The sequence below is a fragment of the Streptomyces misionensis genome (genome assembly GCF_007896895.1).
Classification (GTDB): domain Bacteria; phylum Actinomycetota; class Actinomycetes; order Streptomycetales; family Streptomycetaceae; genus Streptomyces; species Streptomyces misionensis_A.
On sequence record NZ_VOGW01000090.1, the window covers coordinates 1 to 19423 of the forward strand.

Sequence of the window (19423 nt, forward strand, 5' to 3'; positions counted from 1 at the left end):
GAACACGGGGTCTTCTCCTTCTCTCAGGCGATGCAGCGGTGGGTGCGGGCGGAGAGTTCGGCGGCGGAGCGGTCGCGGTGTTCGGTGGAGAAGCCGCAGCCGGGGGCGGTGCAGGCGGCGGTGTGCCGGGTCTGGCCACGGCCGTTGTTGAAGGTGCCGACCTCGACCGGGCCGATGCGGATCACGTTGTAGAAGCGGTTCGGGCGCACAGGGTTCACCTCCCTTCCAGGTCAGGTGAGTTGGAGTTGCGCGGCGATGGCTTGGCAGGTCGGGGCGGGCAGGCCGAGCCGGGCGGTCAGCGTTTCCGTGGTGATCTGCTCGCCCGTAGCACTGCGGTGTGCGTCAGCGATCGAGCGGGCGTGGTTGAGCAGCGCTGGCGGCACGGCCGGGGTGTCCGCGGGCGGCTTGGGCGGCGCCGGGGTCAGCTCTGGCACCGTCTCCGAGGCGGGTTGCGGGTCGGGGATGTCGGTGCGGTGCATCTCGACCTCCGGCGCCGCCGGTTCCTCAACGTCCTCATCCGGCTCCTCCTGCTCCGGGGCGGCCAGGGCGGGGGCGTGGACGAGGAGGGTGCCGCCGAGGAACGCGAGAGCAGGCCAGCCGGCGACGAGGATGCGCAACCAGGCAGGCACATGACCCAAGTCGAGGAGACCGGCGGTGGCGACGTTGGCGCCGAGCGACGCAGCAAGGGCGATGGCGAACCAGGTCCAGGACGAGCGGTCCCGGCCGGCGCGAAGCCGACGCCAGGCGGCGACCAACAGCAGGTCGACCGAGACCGGATAGGCCCACGCCTTCCATCCGGACTGCCCCGCCGCCGCAGCCAAGTCGTGCAGGTGCGCGAAGGACAACGCCCCGGCGATCACGGCTTGGACGAGGACAGCATCAAGGCGGATCGAACGCGGCACGATGATCACTCCCCGCCCGCGGGAGCTTCGCCGGTTCCCAGGCAGGTCAGGCAGAAGCCGGACTGCTTGCCAACCGCGCGGCGCTTGCGTCCGACGAGGACCGTGGTGGAGACCTCACCGCATCCCCGGCAGTCCGGGCAGGGCACCGGCTTGGGCGCGACCTTCTTGCGCGTGGCCATGACGTGTCCCCCTTCAGTCCGTGACCGGGCGCGGCTTGACCAGCGACGGACCCGACACCGGGGCATCGGCGGGCACGTGCGGACGGTACGGGTCGAGGGCAGGCAGGTCCGGGACGAGGTGGGCGAACTGCCGGCACACCGCCACGACTTCATCGCGGGAGGTATGCGGGGTGCGGATCTTCGCCCAGCCCCCGGAGGAGTCGGCGGCAACCGCCGTACCGGGACGCTCCGCCGGGATCAGACCAGCGGCCACGACCGCATCCGGCGCAACGTCGGCAAGCCCCATCTCGGCGGTCTGCTTGTCGTTGACCCGGTGCACCACACGGCCGGTGAGCTGCGCACGGAGCATGGTCGCGCCCTTGCCCAGCTCGGAGCCGAACCGCTGCCCGCACACCTCCAGGTAGATCCCGACCGCGCGGGCCATCTGCGCCAGCCGGATCAACGCGGTGACGATCCGCTCCCGCCGCTCCTCGTCCTTCCTGGAGGAGATCAGGAACAGTTCCGCCACCTCGTCCACCAGGACGACGACCGGCACCGGCCGTAACTCCTCGTCCAGGTCCCACATGTCCGAGACGCCGTGCCGACTCAGCAGGTCGAAGCGGGACTCCATCTCCGACACCAGCACGTCCAGCAACGAGGCCGCCTCATCCGGCGTGGTGACCAGGGCCGACAGCCGAGGCGCATACGCCGACTGTTCGACACCGCGCTTGCAGTCGATCCCGACCAGCGCCACCGGCAACCCGGCCAGGCCCTTGATCAGGTTGCGCTGATACACGGACTTGCCCGAGTTGTTCGCCCCGAGCGTCAGCGCCATGGGCACCTTGCGGAAGTCCCGCACGAACGCGGTCCCGTCCTCACGCAGCGCCACCGGAACAGCCAGACCATCAGGGCGAGCCTTACGCGGCATCCGGACACGGCGCAGCACGTCATACCCCGTCATGCGGAGCTGCACGAAGCCGGGCTTGGTCTCGACGATGGTCACCGAGTGGACACCCCAGGCATGCCGCAGCCGCTCCGAGGCGGCCACCAGGTCGGCCGGTTCCAGGCCAGCGGGAAGCCGCAGCGTCACCCGCATCCCCGTCGACGTACCCCGCACCCCGCGAACCTTCGGCGGCACCGGCAGCACCTCACGCCGAGCCACGTTCCGCGTCAGGAACGCCCGCAGGCGCGACGGCTGGACCGTCAGCCCGCACACGTCCATCGTGGAGCGGTAGGTGACCGTGAACCGGCCCCAGGCCACCGGCAAGCCGACCAGCGACCAGTACACGCGTGGCGCGCGGACCTTCGCGACCCCGAGACCACCGGCCCCCGCGAGGGCACCCGTGGCCTCCAGCACCATGGACAGATCCGTCATGGTCAGGCCGCCGACGTGATCGCGACCGCGCGGAACGAGATGCCGTGCCGCTTCTGCCCGTTGAACTCGTTCTCCCAGTCCCGCGCCTTGAGCCCGACAACCTTGACCGGCATGCCCGGCACCAGACCCTCCGAGAACCCGGTCTCCGGGATCGTGACCTGGTAGAGGTTCCCCTCTCCCTCGTCCGAGACCAGCAGGCCCACCGTCGACAGCGGCGCCCCGGTCTCCCGGTCCATCGCCCGCTCACCCGTCTTCGCGTTGGCCAGCTTCGGCGTCGGCGCGGTCGCCACGAACACCACGGCGGTCGAAAGGTCGATCTTGAACGACGGCATACGTCACTCCTTGCGAGTCGGTACCTGTTGCACTTAGTGCGTCAGGTCTTCCGTAATCGAGAGTGCACTTGTTATGCCAAGTGTGTCAAGTAGTTCCTCGACGGGGTCTATCTCGGTGTGGTGCACTTGGTACGACAACCAGGAGAGGGGCCATGGCCGGGCTGACGGGACAACCGCTGTATCTGCAGATCGCCGATGAACTAAAGGGGGAGATCCGCTCGGGGGTGATCTCCACGGGGGAGAAGCTTCCCTCTGAGTCGGAGCTGATGAAGCAGCACGACGTGTCACGCACTGTCGCCCGACAGGCGATCTCCCGTCTCCGGGAGGACGGATACGCGATCTCCCAGCAGGGGAAGGGAAGCTTTGCCGCACTGCCCGGCAAGGACCGGCCGGCGAAGCACAGTCCCGAGTTCGAGCAGATTACGGAGTACCTGTCTGAGGTCCGCCAAGACGTGCGCCGCCTTGCGGAGCGAATGGACCAGCTGGAGCAACTGGTACGGCAACAGGTTCCAGGACAGTGACCAGCGCATCGGCTCGACGCGCCAGTTCTGCCACTTCGGCGCTGACCTGCCTTACCTGGCTGATCAGTTCCCGTCGCTCTTCCGGGGTCAGCCCCACCACGGCTCCCTCGTTGCACTCGCGGTCTGTCAACTCCCTGATCTGACAGCAACGCTAGGACCGGCCCGGCTCACCACCCCGGAAATTCTCTCCGGGGTCGCGCGAAGAGACAGGGGGAGGCTCTTTCCATGCGAGGAATGACGACGAACCTGACGATCGGTGAGCGAGTCGCCTGGTACCGCCGCCGGCGCGGCATGTCCCAGGAAGTGTTGGCCGGCCTGGTCGGGCGTACGGTCGACTGGCTGAGCAAGGCCGAGAACAATCGGATCGAGCTGGATCGGCTGTCGGTCATCAAGACCTTGGCCGATGCCCTGGATGTCACTCTTGGGGATCTTCTCGCCGAGCCGACCCTCATGGAGTGGACGACTGACAGCGGTACCCGGACGGTGCCGGCCCTTCGATCCGCGCTGATGAACTACCGGCAGCTCACGCCGCTTCTGGGCGTGACCACCGAGGGCGAGCCGACTCCGCTGGACGAGCTGAAGAACAGCGTGGCCGAAGTCTGGGACGCGTACCAGGATTCGCGGTACGGCTTCGCGACCCGGCGTCTCCCGCTCGTACTGGCTGACGCGCTCATCACCGCCCAAGCTCAGCAAGGCCGGGACCGAGAGCGAGCGCAAGAGCTGATGGCGATGACGTACCAGGGCGCCGCCATGGTGTTGACCAAGGTCGGCGAAACGGATCTTGCGTGGATCGCGGCCGACCGCGGATTGTCCGCCGCTCAGCAGTCGGACAACATGGCTGTGACCGGCTCGCTCTTCCGTTCCGTGGCGCACTGCCTTCTGTCCAACGGTCGGTTTGAGGCCGCCGTGCAGTTGGTCGGTGACGCTGCCGACTACCTGCGACCAGCGCTCAGGAATGCCGACGCCAAGTTCCTGTCGATCTACGGGACGCTCTTCCTCGCAGGCTCGATGGCAGCCGCCCGCGCCGACGACCGGGCCACTACCCGTGCCTTCCTCGGCGAGGCCGACCGAGCAGCACGGCAACTCGGGCATGATGCCAACCACATGTGGACCGCTTTCGGGCCGACGAACGTAGCGATTCACCAGGTGGCTACGGCGGCAGAGCTGGGGGATATGCAGGTGGCGATGGACCTCGGCCCGCAGATCGACACCAGTGGTCTGCCGACCGAGCGCCGGACACGGCACAACCTCGAAGTGGCCCGCGCGCTCAGCGCACACAACCGGGCCGACGACGCCTTGTCGATGATCCTCGAAGCCGAGCAGTGGGCACCGGAACAGGTCCGCAGCCACTACCTTGCCAGGGAGCTTGTTCTTACCTGGGTCCGGAACCAGCGTGGTCGACCCAGCCGCCCCCTGGCCGAGCTTGCCCACCGGCTGCATGTGGTCTGAGATCGGTACGCTCGGCTACATGGCGGTGAACGAGCACGAAGCGAAGATGGCGCATCCGCGTATGGCCGCGGGTGCGCTCTTCTTTGATACCGATGGGCGGGTTCTGATGGTGGAGCCCACCTACAAGGACTACTGGGACATCCCCGGCGGCTATGTCGAGGCCGGGGAATCACCCCTGCAAGCCGCAGTCCGAGAGGTTCGGGAAGAGCTCGGGATCACTCCTCCGTTGGGACGCTTGCTGGCCGTCGACTGGGCTCCCAATGATGCCGAGGGCGACAAGGTCCTGTACCTCTTCGACGGCGGACAGCTCACCCCAGAACTGACGAGCCGGATCACGCTACAGGCCGACGAACTTCGCGGCTTCCACTTCGTGTCCCTGGCGGACGTGGAGAAGAGGACCATCCCCCGACTGGCCCGCCGCATCAGGACTGCCGCCAAGGCTCGCGAGAGCGCCACGCCGATCTACCTCGAACACGGCCGAGTGCCTGACGCGCCGGCTGCGTGAGCTGCGCCAGCGACCGCAGGACCAAGCTGTTACAGGTTTCTCTACCTCATCAAGCCCCGGCTGCGCTCCGCTCCGCCGGGCGCGCTCCCGGCTCCGCTCCGGGCGACGCTCCTGCCTTCGGCCCGCTCCGCCCGCGCTGCGCCGACGCGCGCCCACATGTGGATAGGGCCGGTGGCCATGAGGGGAGCACCGCTGAGCGCGGCCTACGGTCAGGGCAATGCCTCCGGCGGGGGATCGGCCGGCACCGGGATGGAGGGGGCGCCGTCGCCGGCCGCGGGCACGTAGTGGCGTGCGCGGGGTGCTCCCATCCCGTCCACCGTCGACCCAGGCAGAGCCGAGCAGACGCGGCCCAGGGGCGTCAAGGTCGTTCGTACAGTGGCGCGCTCCACCTTGACGCCCCTGAACCACGCCCGCTCCACGGTGTGTGGGTCGACGGCGGACGGGATGGGAGCTGGGGAGGGTGGTGGGTTGCGGTGGCGCTGGACGGTTACGGGTATTGCCATCACGGTAAGGAACTGCCGGTTAGCGCTAACGCTGCGAAGGCCATTTGGAGCTAACCAGCTCCAGGGTAGATATAGTGGCGACGCGAGACAGTTGTTCCTGTTAAGTGGAGATGCAACATCACGTTGCACCCGAGGATCGCGCCCAGACCTCCAGCACAGAGGCCCGGCCCCGGTTTGCCGACCAGGACCGGGCTTGTGCGTGGAGTAATCGAAGCGGGTCCGGCCGATTAGGAAACGGTCGGACCCGTTTCGGTCCGCCCTCGTCCGGCACCTCTTCACGGCGCTAGCGCCGTACTACGAACTGCTCCACACAGGTTGCGACAGCTGCCACGGCCGGCAGAGCCTTGATCAGGAGCCGGAACCATCGCGGGTCCGGGTCAGGATCACGCTCATCCTCGCGGTCGTCGTCAGACTCTCGCCTTCCCATACCTTGCTCCTCACCTGTGTTGCTTCCCGGGCGAGCCGGGCCCTCGACCGCGGATGTGCGACGAGGAGCGGTGATCGGTAAGGAGCGATCGGGCTCAGCATACCTGTGAAGCTTCGGGGTTGACGGAGCGTCAGCGGCAGACGAATTGCAAGCCGGTGCAGATCAATTAATTCCTTCAGAAGTTTCGTCGTGTCTCCAGTACCCCCAGTCTGTCGTACGCGAATCGGATGCGGGATTCCGGCATCCGATTCGGGTACCTGATTCCCATACGGTGTGGTCAGCGTACACTACGCCCAGCCGTGGTAGACGCGGCTGGGCTAAGGAGGAGAGCGACTGTGACGGAGGTGAGCTCCGCGGAGCACGAGGACATCCAGTGGGACCTTGAACCGGGTGCTGTGATCGAGCGCAAGCAGCTGCACGCCAAGTACGGCGGGCGCACGCAGGGTGGCATCGGACCGTCAGCAAAGACGCCGAACGTGATGATCTTTACCGACCCTGTCGCCGGCGAGAAGCACGGCTACTACGACGGCTGGATGCCCGATGGGTTGTTCCACTACAGCGGGGAAGGGCAGTACGGAGACCAGCGGATGCTGTCGGGCAATGCCAGCATCCTGAACCACAGGGAAGAAGGGCGAGCCCTACGCGTCTTCCAGGGCGCCCGTGGCATGGTCACCTACCTAGGTGAGTTCGCCGTCGCAGGTTGGTACGAAGCCGACGCACCCGAGACCGGTGATGGCCCCCTGCGGAAGGTCATCGTTTTCAAGCTCCGCCCCGTGGACACCTCTCCACAGGCCCCAGGCACGAAGGTCGGCAGGCTGCTGGCCAGCCAGGAGCAGACAGTCACACAGATTGATGTTGAGCAGCACGAGACCGAGAAGTCTTTCGTGCAGCCGAACCAAGAGCCCCACGAGGCGGAACGCCGCGAAGGCAAGCTCGTCCAGCAGTTCAGCGACTTTCTGCGGTCGAAGGGTTACCAGGTAAGCCGTCATCGAATCCTGCCGCCCGGCGAGACCCGGCCACTGCTCACAGACCTCTTCGTCCCAGATATTGGCCTGCTCGTCGAGGCCAAGGGCAGCGTGACGCGAGAGAACGTGCGGATGGCCATCGGACAGCTTGCTGACTACGGTCGATTTCTCGACGCCCAGCACCAGGCGATCTTGGTGCCGAGCAAGCCGCGGCAAGACCTCACCGACCTCGTCGTCAGCGTGGGTCAGGCAGTCATCTGGCAAGAGGGGAAGGGCTTCCGCAGCACGGACCCCGACCTTCTGCCCTGACACGCCGTGTCAACCAACCTTGCCAGGCTGACATCAGCGCCTGACAGCAACAGCGGCAGACAACGGCGGCTGTCTGCGACTCCAGGCAGACGACGAACCCGAGGCTGGAGCAGATCGACGCCGGGGGATCGGTCGACGTGATCGACCTGATAAGGATGAGGCCACAGGTTCAAATCCTGTTAGCCCCACCAGCAGGAAAACCCCCGGTCCTCTAGGGCCGGGGGTTTTCTCGTTGTCGGTACCAGGCCGAAGTCAGGGGGGCTTGTGGACATCGTCGAACGCGAGCTGGCCGAGCCGTGGGAGGGTTTTCTGGCCGCTCCCGCGCGCGGCACCGGGGCCGGGGTGCTGGTGCTGGCCGGCTCCAGCGGGCGGATCGAGCGGGAGCGGGCGCGGCTGCTCGCCCGGCAGGGGATCGCCGCCCTGGCGATCCGCTGGTACGGCGGGAGGGGGCAGCCGCCGGGGATCTGCGAGGTCCCGCTGGAGACGTTCACCGCGGGGGTCGGCTTCCTGCGGGACAACGGGGCGCGGCGGGTCGGCATTCTCGGACTGTCCAAGGGGGCGGAGGCCGCGCTGCTCACGGCGGTGCGCGAGCCGCGTGTGGACGTGGTCGTCGCGCTGTCGCCCACCTCGCTGGTGTGGTGCAACGTCGGACCCGGCCGGGACGGCGCCGAGCGCCCGTACCGGTCGTCGTGGACATGGCGGGGGCGGCCGCTGCCGTTCGTGCCCATGGACGGCTCCTGGACGCCGGCCGAGCCGGCGGACGGGCCCGTCGCCGTCCGCGGCTGGTACGAGCGCAGCGAGCGGGCCTTCGCCGAGCGGCTGCCGGCGGCGGAGATCCCCGTGGAGAGGGCCCGCGCGGACCTGCTCCTGGTGGTCGGCGGCGACGACGAGATGTGGCCGTCGCTGCCCTTCGCCCGGCGGCTGGCCGAGCGCCGGCCGGTGCGGCTGATCACCCACGACGACGCCGGACACCGGCCCCGCCTGCCCGGCGAGGGCCCTTTCACCCCGTCCCCGCGCTTCCGCCACGGCGGCACACCCGAGGCCGACGCGCTGCTCGGCGAGTCCGCCTGGCCGCACATCCTCGACGCGCTGCGCGGCTGAGGTGTCCTACTTCGTCACCTCCGCGGACCGGTAGGCCGTCGAGCCCGGGGACACACAGGCGAACCAGTTCGCGGTGGGGAAGTCACGGACGGACCTGATCACGGCGTCGGCGGGGCGCATCGCGGTGTTGTCGGGGACGCGCTCGGCCAGGGTGGTGGAGCCGTCCTTCCAGTGGCAGGTGACCTGCCGTGCCGTCTTGGCCACCATGCCGACGACCAGGCGCGGAGAGCCCCCGTCGGTGAGGGGCTGGGGGAAGACGCGGATCTCGTCCCCCTTCAGGGTGGGCAGTCGCGCGACGGTGTCGGAGGTGACCAGCCGGCGGTCGGACGTGCCGAACGAGCGGATGACGAAGTAGCTCGTCCTGCCGATCAGGTCGGACGGGCTGCCCGAGGTCACCGGGGTGAGGCCCCAGTCCGCCATGGCCTTCATCTGCCGGACGGCCTCGGCGCGGTCGCGAGGGGCCGGCCACACGCGCAGGCCCACGGCCCACTGCACGCCGTGCTGGGTGCCGTAGCCCACCGTCGTGTCCACCGGCTCGTACACCAGGTGCCCGGGGGTCCAGGGCGACCTCGCGGGGGAGGCCGTCTCGTGGGCGGTGCCGGGCAGACCGGTCGCCGCCAGCGTGCCGGTGCCGCCCGCCAGCATCGCCGCCGCGACCGCACCCGCAGCCCACCGCCGTGTCCGGCGCCGGCGCCCGGCCCGAACGACCGCCGCGACGGGTGCCGCACCGGTCTCGAACCCCTCGGCCGCGTCCGCGAGGAGGGTGGCGATCCCGTCCCGTGTCCTGTCGTCGTGGTCCGTCATGCCTGTTCCCTCCGCGTAACCGTGTCGGCCAGCACCGGCGCGACGCGCAGCTTCGCTATCCCCTTGGCCGTGTTGCTCTTGACCGTGCCGACCGAGCACCCCATGGCCTGGGCGGTCTGGGTCTCCGTCAGGTCCTCCCAGTAGCGCAGGACCACCGCCTGGCGCTGCCGGGCGGGCAGTTGGGCGAGCGCCCGCAGCAGCACGTCGCGGTCGACGGCCTGAGTGATCCGGTCGCCGCGGTCGGCCTCCTCGCGCACGAGCCCCAGGTCGTCCTTCGGTGCGAGGAACTCCTTGAGCCGGCGCCGGTGGCGGCGGGCGTGCAGATTGATCATCACGCGCCGGACATAGGCGTCCGGGTCGTCGGCCGTACTGATCCTGCGCCAGGCCGTGTAGACCCGCTCCAGCGTCGACTGGGCCAGATCCTCGGCCGCGTGCCGCTCCCCCGACAGGAGAAACGCCGTACGCAGCAGCCGCGGCCAGCGGGCGGCCATGAATCTGCCGAACTCTTCGTCCCGGTCCTCTTTGACGTCTCCCATGGACACCTCCTGAACACCAAAAGGAGTCCACCAGCCCGGCGGTCCGTTGCCTCGCCATGTGGAGCTTCGGGAAAGGACCTTGCCTCCAAGGCATGAGAAAAGACCCGATCGCTGGCGACGGGGGATGCACCAGCGATCGGGCTATGGCCAAGGGTAACAAGGTTGGCGGCGCTGTGGGGCCAAGTCGGCGATGAATCGGGGAAGTTGGCCGATCAGTGGCCGCACGGGGGGTCGTAGGAGAGGCGGGGGAGGTACTCGTGCCACTTGGCGGGGGTGAGGACGCCCCGGGTGACCGAGCAGATGTGGTCGATGGCGGTGTCGGCGTCCAGGTCCCACAGGCGGACCGTGTCGGGACCGCTGGAGACGCCGAGGACCCGGCTGCCCGGGCTGAAGGACAGGAACGTGCCGGTCTTGGCGTTGGGGGTCATGGACTGGCCGATCGGCCGTGCCGCGGCGGGGTCGGTGACGTTCCACAGCCGGACCGTGTTGTCGTCGCCGCCGCTGGCCAGCGTGTGCCCGGTCGTGTCGAACGTCAGCGAGGTGACCGCCTCGGTGTGGCCGGTGAGCGGGTCGCCCAGCGGGATCGTCGCGGCGGGGTCGGTGACCTTCCACAGCCGGACCGTGTCGTCGTCGCTGCCGCTGGCCAGCGTATGCCCGTCGGGGCTGAAGGCCAGGGCGTTGATGGGCCCCGAGTGCTGGGTGAGCGGAGCGCCGAGCGGTTTCGGCCGCGCCGGGTCGGTGACGTTCCACAGCCGTATGTCGCTGTCCGCGCTGCCGCTGGCCAGGGTGTGTCCGTCGGGGCTGAAGACCAGGGCGTTGATGTAGCCGTGGTGGCCGGCGACCGGGTCGCCGAGCGGCTTGGGCCGGGCGGGGTCGGCGACGTTCCACAGTCGGATGGTGCGGTCGTCGTTGGCGGTGGCCAGCGTGCGCCCGTCCGGGCTGTAGGCCAGCGCGTTGGGGCCCATGAAACGGGTCCGCAGCGGCAGCGGCGGGCCGGCCAGGAACGGGTGGCCCGGGTCGGAGACGTCCCACAGGTACACCTTCTGCTCGCCCGTGAGCACGGCGAGGGTGCGCCCGTTCGGCGAGAACAGCAGGGTGCTCGCGCCGCTGCCGCGGGCGAACGGCCGGCCCAGCGCCACCGGGCGGCCCGGCCGCGCCACGTTCCACAGGCGCAGCCGCCCGTCGCGCGCGGTCGTGGCCAGCATCCGCTCGTCCGGACCGAAGGCCGCGCTGCGGCCGATCATGTCGGACGTCGGGATCGACCACAGGCGCACCTTGGCGTCCCCGCTGCCGGTGGCGAGGGTGCGGCCGTCGGGACTGAAGCCCAGCGCGTACATCTCTCCGCTGCTGCCCGCGAGGGGCTCGCCGATCTGTGAGGGGGAGCCGGGGTCGCTGACGTTCCACAGGCTGGCCGTGCTGTCCGCGCTCGCGGCGGCGAGCCGCCCGCCGTCCGGGCTGAACGCCACCGACCAGACCGGGCCGGTGTGCCCGGTCAGGGGCGCGCCGAGCGGCGCCGGGTGCGCCGGATCGGCCAGGTCCCACAGCCGTACGGTGTCGTCCGCGCTGCCGCTGGCCAGGGTGCGCCCGTCGGGGCTGAAGGCGACCGAGTGCACGATGTCCGTGTGGCCGTGCAGCACATCGCGGACCGGGTGGGGCCGGCGCGGGTCGGTCACGTTCCACAGCCGGATCGTGGCGTCGTCCGAGCCCGCCGCGAGGGTGTGCCCGTCCGGGCTGAAGGCGACGCTGCGCACCGCCGCGGTGTGCCCGGTCAGCGGATCGCCGAGCGGGGTGGCCCGGGCCGGGTGGGCGACGTTCCACAGCCGTACGGTGCCGTCCTCGCCAGCCGAGGCGAGGGTACGGCCGTCGGGGCTGAAGGTGATCAGGTAGATGGTGCCCTCGTGCCCGGTGAGCGGGGTGCCGAGCGGCTTGGGCCGGGCGGGGTCGGTGACGTCCCACAGCCGGATCGTGCCGTCGTCGCCCGCGCTGGCCAGGGTGTGCCCGTCCGGGCTGAACACCGCGCTGCTCACCCAGCTGCGGTGTCCGGTCAGCGGACGGCCGAGCGGCTCGGGCCGGGTCGGGTCGGTGACGTTCCACAGCCGTACGGTCCGGTCGTAGCTGGCCGTGGCCAGGGTGTGGCCGTCGGGGCTGAAGGAGGTGAGATAGACGGCGCCGGTGTGGCCGGACAGCGGGGTGGCCAGCGGGGCGTTCACGATCGAGATCAGCCTGCTGTACGTGCCCTCGTCGTCGGGGCGCAGATGGTGGGCGACCAGGTCCAGCTGGGCGGCCAGCGAGGGGTCGGTGTGCTGCACCCGGTCCGCCTCCGCGAGCACCTGTTCGAACACGGCGTCGTCCCGCTGCTTCCAGGCGATCACCGCCGAGCCGCCCGCGACCAGCGCCAGCACCACCAGCGCGGCCACCGCCGCCCGGCTCAGCCACACCGTGCGCTTGCGCAGCCGTACCGAGGCGGCCAGGAACTCCACCGCGCTGCGGGTCAGATAGGTGTCGCCCGCCGACCGCGCCCAGGCGCGCGCCTGTTCCAGGCGCGAGCCCCGGTACAGCAGCGAGCTGTCCCGGTCCGAGTCCTCCCAGGCCCGGCCGTCCTCTTCCAGCCGCTGGCGCAGCAGATGGTCGTTGCGGTTGTCGTCGATCCAGTGCCGCAGCCGGGGCCAGGCGTGCAGCAGCGCCTCGTGGGTGATCTCCACGGTGTCCGCGTCCAGCGTCACCAGCCGGGCGCGCACCAGCGCCTCCAGGGACTCCTCCGTCTTGCCGGGGTCCGCCGACTCCTGCGCCAGCTGCCGCCGGGTGCCGCGCCGGCGGGTGGCCACGGTGTCCTCGCCGAGCCGGACCAGCCGCAGCAGGAGCAGCCGGGCGGCCGTGCGGGCGGCGGGGTCGAGGCCCGACCAGGCGCGCTCGGCGGTCGCCGCCACCGCGCCCTGGATGCCGCCCGCCGCGCGGTAGCCGGCCAGCGTCAGCTTCCCGGCCTTGCGGCGCTGCCAGGTGGCCAGCAGGGCGTGCGAGAGCAGCGGGAGCACGCCCGCGTCGTGCGCCCCGCGCGGGCCGTCGGCGCTCACCTCGCGCACGATCAGCTCGGCCAGCCCCGGTTCCAGCTCCAGGCCCACCGCCTTGGCCGGCCCGGTCACCGCGTCCCGCAGCTCCCCGCTGGTCAGCGGGGAGAGCACCATGTGCCGGTGCTGGAGCGCGTCGGCGAGTTCGGGGTAGCCGAGGCACTGCTCGTAGAAGTCGGCGCGGATGCCGAGGACGACGAGGACGGGCGCGGGTCCGGCCGCGCCGAAGGGCGGGGTGCAGCAGGCGTGCAGCAACTGGATGAAGGTACGGCGGTTCGCCTCGTCCGGGCAGAGGGTGAACGCCTCCTCGAACTGGTCCACGATGACGACCGGCCGGGCCCCCGGCGGCGCCTCCCGGGCCGCCCACGCCGTGACCGCCTCCCGCGCCGCCCGGACGAGGTGGGGCGCGTCACCGCCCGCCGCCGGGTTCTCCCCGGTCTCCTGGCGGGCCGCCGCCGCCCGCTCGGCCGCGCACGCCTCGGCCGCCACGGGGGCGAGGTCGGGGACGCGGCGCACCAGCTCGGCGAGCGGGTCGGCGCCGGGCACCAGCTGGACGACGGGCCTCCGCCGCCCGGCCGCCTTGTCCGGACGCGGGGCGGGTCCGGCCTCGGCCAGGGCGCCGGCCCCGATCGCGGGCACCAGGCCGGCGTTCAGCAGGGAGGACTTGCCCGCTCCCGAGGCGCCGACCAGCATCACCAGACCGCCGGTGCGGCCCGCGGTGCGCAGTTGGGCGATGAGCGCGTTCGTGCTCCGCTCCCGGCCGAAGAACCAGCGGGCGTCCTCCCGCCGGTACGAGGCCAGGCCCCGGTAGGGGCACACACCGCCGGCGACGGGCGGGGCCTGGGCGGGCGGCCGTCCGTTCTCCTCGGCGGGCGGGGCGGTCGGCCAGCGCGCGCTCCCACTGCCGCTGCCAGTGGGCGAGGTCGTACAGACCCGCGGAGACCGGCTGGGGGCGGGCGCGCCGGGCCTCCGGGATCAGGATCTGGAGCACGGCCGCGAGCGCGGTGAACTGGGCGGGCACGTTCTTGGCGCGGCGCCAGTCGCTGATCCGCTGTGCGGACACCCGTACCGGACGGCCGCGTTCGTCCATCCGCTGGAGCCGGCCGACCGCTTCGGCGACGCTCTTCAGGGGAGGGTTTCCGGCCTCCTTGTAGAGCAGCGCGAGCCGCTCGGCGAAAGCTGTGCGTGCCCCTGAGTCGGAACCCAAGGCCCCACCCCTCACTTCCCCCCGCCTGCGTACGTCCGGACCGGAAAACTCACCTTATACGCCTGACCTGCAAAGAAGCCGTGCTCCGGAGGTCAAGACCTCCTCCTCTGGGACGTCAGATGGCAGGATCGCAACCCCGGTAGCGGAACCGTCACACACCGTCCGGACAGGCCAACGGCCCGGCGCCCGGAGAGACACCTCATGGCGTTGCACATTTTCGGCCGACTTCCATCGACAGCCGCGCACTGACCGCAAGCCGTCATCCGAGCCCGTACGAATCCGACCGATCCCGGCCCACCTCACCCTGATTGCTTCGATCCGTGCCATCACGCCGACGAGGCGCGGATCGACGTCCCGCCCCGCCCGGCACCGGTCCCCACGAGGGGAGGGACCGGTGCCGGCGGGCGGGGAGCTCCGTGCGGCACACCCGGCCGCCTGGCGACGCGTCAGCCGCGGCCGCGGCACCGGCGGACGGTGCGCCGGGTGGCCCACCGGCTCTCGGCCGCGGCCGGGGCGGGCCCGGCCGGTTGAACGCCCGGCCCGCCGGGCAGTGACGTCCTGGAAACGATCGCCCGGGCTGGAGGGACGTATGAAGGTCACCGTGGACCGCTCCGCGTGTTACGGCTCCGCCGAGTGCGCCTACCGGGCGCCGGCCGTGTTCGGGTTCGAGGACGGCTACGGCGTCGTACGGCCGGGACAGGAGGAGACCGGCGACGATCCGCGGGTCCGCGAGGCGGCCGAGTGGTGCCCCTCGCAGGCGATCGTGCTGACCGAGTAGCGCCGAAGGGCCGGCCTCAGCCGGCCGGGTAGCTCCAGCCGAGATCCGCCAGCGCGCGGGCCCTGGCCTCCGCCACGGCGGCGCGGGCCGTGCGTTCGGCCGGGTCGGTGTGCGCGGACTGGCCGGTGACCTGCCCCTCCCATTTGCGGTACAGCAGGCCGGCCCGGGCCGAGAACCATCCGCGGCTCACCGCGTCCAGCGCCAGCAGCAGCCCGGTGTCCTCGGACGCGGGCAGCGCCATCCAGCCGCCCAGCGCGGTCAGCAGCTCCCGGCGTACACAGAGGGTCGCGGGATGGACCGGGGGCCGGAAGTCGTGCCGCTTCCAGTGGTCCAGGACGGTGCCGCGCTCCACCGGCCCCTCCTCGGGGTCGCCGGGGAAGCCCACCGTGGAGCCGTCGGGCAGCAGGTCGAGGACCCGGCAGGTCGCCCACCCGAGGGTGGGGTCCGCCTCCAGGGCGGCCAGATCGCGGGCGAGCGCGCCCGGGGTGAGCCGGTCGTCGGCGTCCAGGACCTTCACGTACGCGCCCCGGGCGTGCGCCAGCGCGATCGTGCGCGCGACCCCTGGACCGCCCGGTCTGCCCTGGCGGAAGGAAACGCGCGGGTCGTCCGGGACGTACGGGCGGACCGCGTCCGTCGTGCCGTCCTCCTGGATCACCCACTCCCACTGCCCGCCGCCGGGCAGCTCCTGGTCGCGCAGGGACGCCCAGGCCTGGGGCAGGAACCGGGCCGAGGGGGCGTGGACGGCGGTGACGACGGTGACAAGGGTGGCGCGCCGGCTCACGGCAGCACTCACCACCTTTCGGGACCTCTCCGGGATGTCGCGGCCATCGTCTCAGGCCGTCCCGGGCCCCTGGGAACGCGCGCTTGACCCCCGGCCGGGTGGGCCGGGGGCTTTCCGTGTCGACCATGCGTACGCAAGTCGCCGTGGTGTCGAAACGTCAGCGGTGCCGGGGGGAGAGAGGATCTGTCAGCAGTCGAGCGGTGCGGAGGGCCGGTGGTCCACCGTCCGTTGCTCCGTCTCCTGTGTCTCGCGGGTCTTCTGGGTCTCACGGGTTTCCGGTGCCGTCTGGTTCTCGTCGAGGGGGCGGTGCCGGCAGCTCGGGGACTTTCCGTGGGCCTCGGCCCGGATCCGCTGTTTCATCGTGGGGGGCAGGGCCCGGGAGGAGGGCCAGGACCAGTGGGGTGGGGCCGGGATCGTCGGGACCGTCCGTGAGGCGGTCTCGGTGCGCGGGCTCTCGGTGCGCGGCGCGGCGGTCGCGGTGGCGGCGGAGGCGCTCACGAAACCGAGCGCGGTGCACAGGGCGAGAAAGGCGGTGACGATGGCGGTCCACAGCTTCATGACCTTGTTCTGGTCCATTACCCCTCACTTTCGGGTTGGGCGATTTGCGTACTTTCCTCATGATGTGTATGAGGCTCGCGAAGTGGTGGACCGACGCTCGTGGCGCGGGGATGTTCAGATGAACACCACCCGGATGGCCGTAAGAAGGTCGGAAAACCCCTAAATCCCGGTGAGCGTGAGCGAAGAGGGAGCAAAGTGACGGTCCGTGGAGGTGTGATCACCCTCCGAGCGCGGCGGTGTCCGACCTGGCCTATTGCGCCCGCGGAGGCCCCAGTTGAGGCCGGACGTAGGTCACCGATCGATATCGGCCGGTGTGTATAGTCGGGCGCCAGAGGTCCCCTACGTCAAGGAAAGACGAGGTCGCGCGGTGTTGAAGAAGCTGCTCCTGGTCGCACTGGCCGCCATCGGCGGGCTCCTCGTGTACCGCCAGATCCAGGCGGATCGCGCCGAGCAGGACCTGTGGACGGAGGCGACTGACTCCGTGCCCACCGGTTCGTGAGTCCGATTCCAGAGTCTGAGGCAGACCCCGGCCGCCGCTCGCGGTCGGGGTCTTCGCGTACCCGGCCCGCTTGCGGGCTCCCGACGGGTGGTGTAGGCGTGGCCGCACACCCCGGCGCGGGGCGCGGTGTTTCGGACGGTCTCGCGCATTGCCCGGATGGCGCAGCGGCTCCCGGGGCAGGATGGGCCACGGTCCGGACGCCCACCGAGCGGGCGGCCAACGGGAGGCCGTGACACAGGGGGTGCACACGTGCGGCGGCACAGGCGTACGGCGTGGGGGTGCGGCCGCGCTCCCCTGACGGCCGCGATCCTGGCACTGGGGCTGTGCGGCACGGGCCCGTCCCCCGCGGCCGCCGCCGACGCCCCCGGCTACGCCTTCTCCCCCGGCGCCCGCATGGTCGAGGGCGCGGCCGGCGCCGCGGACGCCCCGCGGCTCGACCCCGGCCGGGTCTACCGGAGCTCCCTGCCCGAGCACGGCAGCCTCACCTACCGCGTCCACCTCGCCGACGCCGACGCCACGGCCTACGTCCCGGTCACCGCCGTACCGCCCGCGAAGGCCACCGTCACCGCCACCGACGGCATCCGGGTGTCCCTCCGCGACGCGCACGGCACGGCCTGCTCCTACGCCACCGCCCGCTTCGGCGCCGGGCTCAGCCCGCGTCCGGTCACCGCCCTCGGCAGGCGGGAGGCGGGCAAGGCACTGTGCCAGGGCGCGGGGACCTACTCCGTGCTGGTCGAACGGCTCGACACGGGGAGCGCCGGCACGGGCTCGGCGGAGCGCTGGGACCTGGAGATCGCGCCCGTCGTCGAACCCCGGCTCAGCGCGCCCGGACCCAGCGAAGCGCCCGGGGCCTGGGACTCCGCCACCCCCGAGCCGCTCGCGGGCGCACCCCGCGCGCTGACCGGCGGCGCGGGCTTCGGCTCGGCCCGCCCGCTGGGCCAGGGGGTCTGGCGGACCACCCTGGTGCCCGGCCGGACCCAGTTCTACAAGGTGCCGCTGGACTGGGGCCGCCGGGTGCGGGCCACCGCCGAACTGGGCGGGGCGCAGGGCCACGGGTACGTCGGCGGCGCACTGGACCTCTCCCTGTACAACCCCGTGCGCGGGCTGGCCGACGACGCCTCCCTCGGCTACACCGGCGTGCGCAGGCCCGTCTCCCTCGCCCCGTTCCCGCCGGTCGAGTACGCCAACCGGTACGCCGCGCCCGCGGCCGTCACCGCGCTGCGCTTCGCCGGCGACTACTACCTGGTGCTGCACCTCAGCGACCGGCTCGGCGGCACGTTCGGGCGCGGGCCGTACGACGTGACGCTGCGGGTCCGCGTGGACGGCCGCGCGCACGCCGGGCCGGGGTACGCCGGGCGGCCGGTACCGGACGGCGTCTTCACGCCCACGGCACAGGACACCACGGCGGCGGTGCCCGTCCCCGTGGGTGGGGGGTCCCGCGGTGACGGGGCCGCGCTGAAGCTCGTGGCGGTCGGCGGATTCGGGCTGGGGACCGCGTCGCTGCTGGTGCTCGGCGGGTGGACGGTGGCGGCCCGGCGGGCTCAGAGCCGGTTCAGGGCCCAGAACCCCACCGCGTAGCAGGCCAGCGCGAGCAGCAGCAGGCAGACCACGGCCGCCGCCGGGGGACCGGGGCGGCGGGAGGCGGAAGCTGCCGGTGTCCGAGAGGGAACCGGTGCCGGTCGCACCGGTCGGGGACCCGCTCGCATACCCGCCGTCGGCACGCGGATCGGCGCCCGGGACGGCGATGGGCCGCCGGGTCCTCGGTGCCCCCTTCCGCTCCGGCCCGTCCGGGCCGAACCCGTCCGGCAGTTCCGGGAGTTGGTCGAAGATCTCGATCGGCTCGTCGTCGAGGCCGCCGAGGTCAGGCAGGAGTTCCATGACCGGGGCGAGCCCTTTGCGCGCCCCGGTGGCGGTCTGGTAGCGGGCCGCCGGATCGGGCTGGAGCAGCGCGGCGACGAACTCCCACAGCGGCGCGGGGATGTTCTTGGGCGCGCTCGGTGTGCCGTGCTCGGTGAAGTACCGCACGATCTCCTTGGCGTCGGGCTTGGCGCCTTCCAGGAGGTACAGGGCGACCAGGCCCACGGCGAACAGATCGGCACGGAAGTCCGGGTCGGCGCCCTGAAGTTGCTCGGGGGCGAGGTAACCGGGCGTGCCCACCACGAGGTTGGTCTCGGTCAGCCGCGGCTCGCCGAACCGCATGGCGATCCCGAAGTCGGACAGCCGCAGCCGCGGCCGGCCGGTGCCGGTGGCTTCGAGGAGTATGTTGGCGGGCTTGATGTCGCGGTGCACGACGCCCTCCGCGTGCACGGCGGCGAGACCGGAGAGCAGCTGGTCGAGCAGGACGCACACGAACGCCGGTGGCAGCGGACCGTAGTCGTTGACCAGGCTGACCAGGGAGCCGCCGGCGACCAGGTCCATGGTGAACAGCACTTTGTCGTCGTCGGCGGCCCAGCTGGCCGGGGCGAGGACATGGGGGTGGTCGATCCGCAGGGCCTGCTCGCGCACGAAGCGCAGCAGGGAGTGGGCGTCGCGCTGCTGGAGCACCTTGGCCGCCACATAGCGCCGTCGGCGGTGGTCCCAGACACGCCATACGACGCCCACGCCGCCGTGCCCGATCGGGTCGGCCAGCTCGTACCGGCCGGAGAACA

At 71.4% G+C, this 19423-nt stretch carries 17 protein-coding genes and 2 pseudogenes; 8 read left to right on the forward strand and 11 right to left on the reverse strand.

Annotated elements, in window-relative coordinates; genetic code table 11:
- Window positions 1-23: 23 nt before the first annotated feature.
- From FRZ03_RS16205 to FRZ03_RS16220, 5 genes are read right to left on the reverse strand one after another with little or no spacing between them, the layout of a single operon-like run.
- On the reverse strand, window positions 24-209 hold the full coding sequence (locus tag FRZ03_RS16205) for a mobile element transfer protein (protein ID WP_146465885.1): 186 nt from the start codon (window positions 207-209) through the stop codon (window positions 24-26).
- A 21-nt stretch (window positions 210-230) separates the two neighbouring features.
- A complete protein-coding gene (locus FRZ03_RS16210) occupies window positions 231-902 on the reverse strand; it encodes a DUF2637 domain-containing protein (protein ID WP_146465871.1) in 672 nt (223 codons plus the stop codon).
- Window positions 903-907: 5 nt separating this feature from the next.
- Window positions 908-1081, reverse strand: a complete 174-nt coding sequence (locus FRZ03_RS39140; protein WP_186785449.1) for a hypothetical protein — start codon at window positions 1079-1081, stop codon at window positions 908-910.
- 13 nt (window positions 1082-1094) lie between these two features.
- Window positions 1095-2435 carry an FtsK/SpoIIIE domain-containing protein gene (locus FRZ03_RS16215; RefSeq protein ID WP_146465872.1) on the reverse strand — a complete coding sequence of 447 codons (1341 nt, stop codon included), beginning with the start codon at window positions 2433-2435 and terminating at the stop codon, window positions 1095-1097.
- A gap of 2 nt (window positions 2436-2437) precedes the next feature.
- A complete protein-coding gene (locus FRZ03_RS16220) occupies window positions 2438-2767 on the reverse strand; it encodes an SCO3933 family regulatory protein (RefSeq protein WP_146465873.1) in 330 nt (109 codons plus the stop codon).
- A gap of 152 nt (window positions 2768-2919) precedes the next feature.
- Between FRZ03_RS16220 and FRZ03_RS16225 the strand changes: the two genes are divergently transcribed.
- From FRZ03_RS16225 to FRZ03_RS16245, 5 genes are all read left to right on the forward strand, one after another.
- The gene (locus tag FRZ03_RS16225; RefSeq protein WP_146465874.1) at window positions 2920-3288 is read left to right on the forward strand and encodes a GntR family transcriptional regulator; all 369 of its coding nucleotides are present in this window, start codon (window positions 2920-2922) and stop codon (window positions 3286-3288) included.
- A gap of 234 nt (window positions 3289-3522) precedes the next feature.
- Window positions 3523-4737 (forward strand): helix-turn-helix domain-containing protein, encoded by a 1215-nt coding sequence (locus tag FRZ03_RS16230; RefSeq protein WP_146465875.1) that lies wholly within the window; start codon window positions 3523-3525, stop codon window positions 4735-4737.
- Between the two features lie 19 nt (window positions 4738-4756).
- Window positions 4757-5242: an NUDIX domain-containing protein gene (locus FRZ03_RS16235; RefSeq protein WP_146465876.1), complete on the forward strand. Its 486-nt coding sequence runs from the start codon at window positions 4757-4759 to the stop codon at window positions 5240-5242.
- Between the two features lie 1265 nt (window positions 5243-6507).
- Window positions 6508-7446, forward strand: a complete 939-nt coding sequence (locus FRZ03_RS16240; RefSeq protein WP_146465877.1) for an SRA domain-containing endonuclease — start codon at window positions 6508-6510, stop codon at window positions 7444-7446.
- A 264-nt stretch (window positions 7447-7710) separates the two neighbouring features.
- Window positions 7711-8547: an acyl-CoA thioester hydrolase/BAAT C-terminal domain-containing protein gene (locus FRZ03_RS16245; protein WP_146465878.1), complete on the forward strand. Its 837-nt coding sequence runs from the start codon at window positions 7711-7713 to the stop codon at window positions 8545-8547.
- Window positions 8548-8553: 6 nt separating this feature from the next.
- On the opposite strand, the gene FRZ03_RS16250 is transcribed toward FRZ03_RS16245, so the two are convergent.
- The 3 genes and pseudogenes from FRZ03_RS16250 to FRZ03_RS16260 all read right to left on the reverse strand — a co-directional run bounded on the left by FRZ03_RS16250 (window position 8554) and on the right by FRZ03_RS16260 (window position 14159).
- A complete protein-coding gene (locus FRZ03_RS16250) occupies window positions 8554-9351 on the reverse strand; it encodes a hypothetical protein (protein ID WP_146465879.1) in 798 nt (265 codons plus the stop codon).
- Window positions 9348-9887 carry a SigE family RNA polymerase sigma factor gene (locus tag FRZ03_RS16255; protein WP_146465880.1) on the reverse strand — a complete coding sequence of 180 codons (540 nt, stop codon included), beginning with the start codon at window positions 9885-9887 and terminating at the stop codon, window positions 9348-9350. Before FRZ03_RS16255 ends, FRZ03_RS16250 begins: the two co-directional genes overlap by 4 nt.
- Window positions 9888-10099: 212 nt before the next feature.
- Window positions 10100-14159, reverse strand: a pseudogene (locus tag FRZ03_RS16260) (nSTAND1 domain-containing NTPase).
- Window positions 14160-14748: 589 nt separating this feature from the next.
- Here FRZ03_RS16260 and FRZ03_RS16265 point away from each other — a divergent pair.
- Window positions 14749-14937, forward strand: coding sequence for a ferredoxin (locus FRZ03_RS16265; protein ID WP_146465881.1), 189 nt, complete (start codon window positions 14749-14751; stop codon window positions 14935-14937).
- Window positions 14938-14953: 16 nt separating this feature from the next.
- On the opposite strand, the gene FRZ03_RS16270 is transcribed toward FRZ03_RS16265, so the two are convergent.
- The gene (locus FRZ03_RS16270; RefSeq protein WP_398660468.1) at window positions 14954-15730 is read right to left on the reverse strand and encodes a glycosyltransferase family 2 protein; all 777 of its coding nucleotides are present in this window, start codon (window positions 15728-15730) and stop codon (window positions 14954-14956) included.
- Window positions 15731-15904: 174 nt separating this feature from the next.
- The gene (locus FRZ03_RS16275; protein ID WP_146465883.1) at window positions 15905-16294 is read right to left on the reverse strand and encodes a DUF6344 domain-containing protein; all 390 of its coding nucleotides are present in this window, start codon (window positions 16292-16294) and stop codon (window positions 15905-15907) included.
- 352 nt (window positions 16295-16646) lie between these two features.
- Between FRZ03_RS16275 and FRZ03_RS39800 the strand changes: the two genes are divergently transcribed.
- Together FRZ03_RS39800 and FRZ03_RS16285 are read left to right on the forward strand one after the other, a co-directional pair.
- Window positions 16647-16775 (forward strand): DLW-39 family protein, encoded by a 129-nt coding sequence (locus tag FRZ03_RS39800; RefSeq protein ID WP_003999697.1) that lies wholly within the window; start codon window positions 16647-16649, stop codon window positions 16773-16775.
- A 249-nt stretch (window positions 16776-17024) separates the two neighbouring features.
- Window positions 17025-18353, forward strand: coding sequence for a hypothetical protein (locus tag FRZ03_RS16285; protein WP_261399152.1), 1329 nt, complete (start codon window positions 17025-17027; stop codon window positions 18351-18353).
- Window positions 18354-18551: 198 nt separating this feature from the next.
- Here FRZ03_RS16285 and FRZ03_RS16290 read toward each other — a convergent pair.
- Window positions 18552-19423, reverse strand: a pseudogene (locus FRZ03_RS16290) (serine/threonine-protein kinase); the annotation flags it as partial.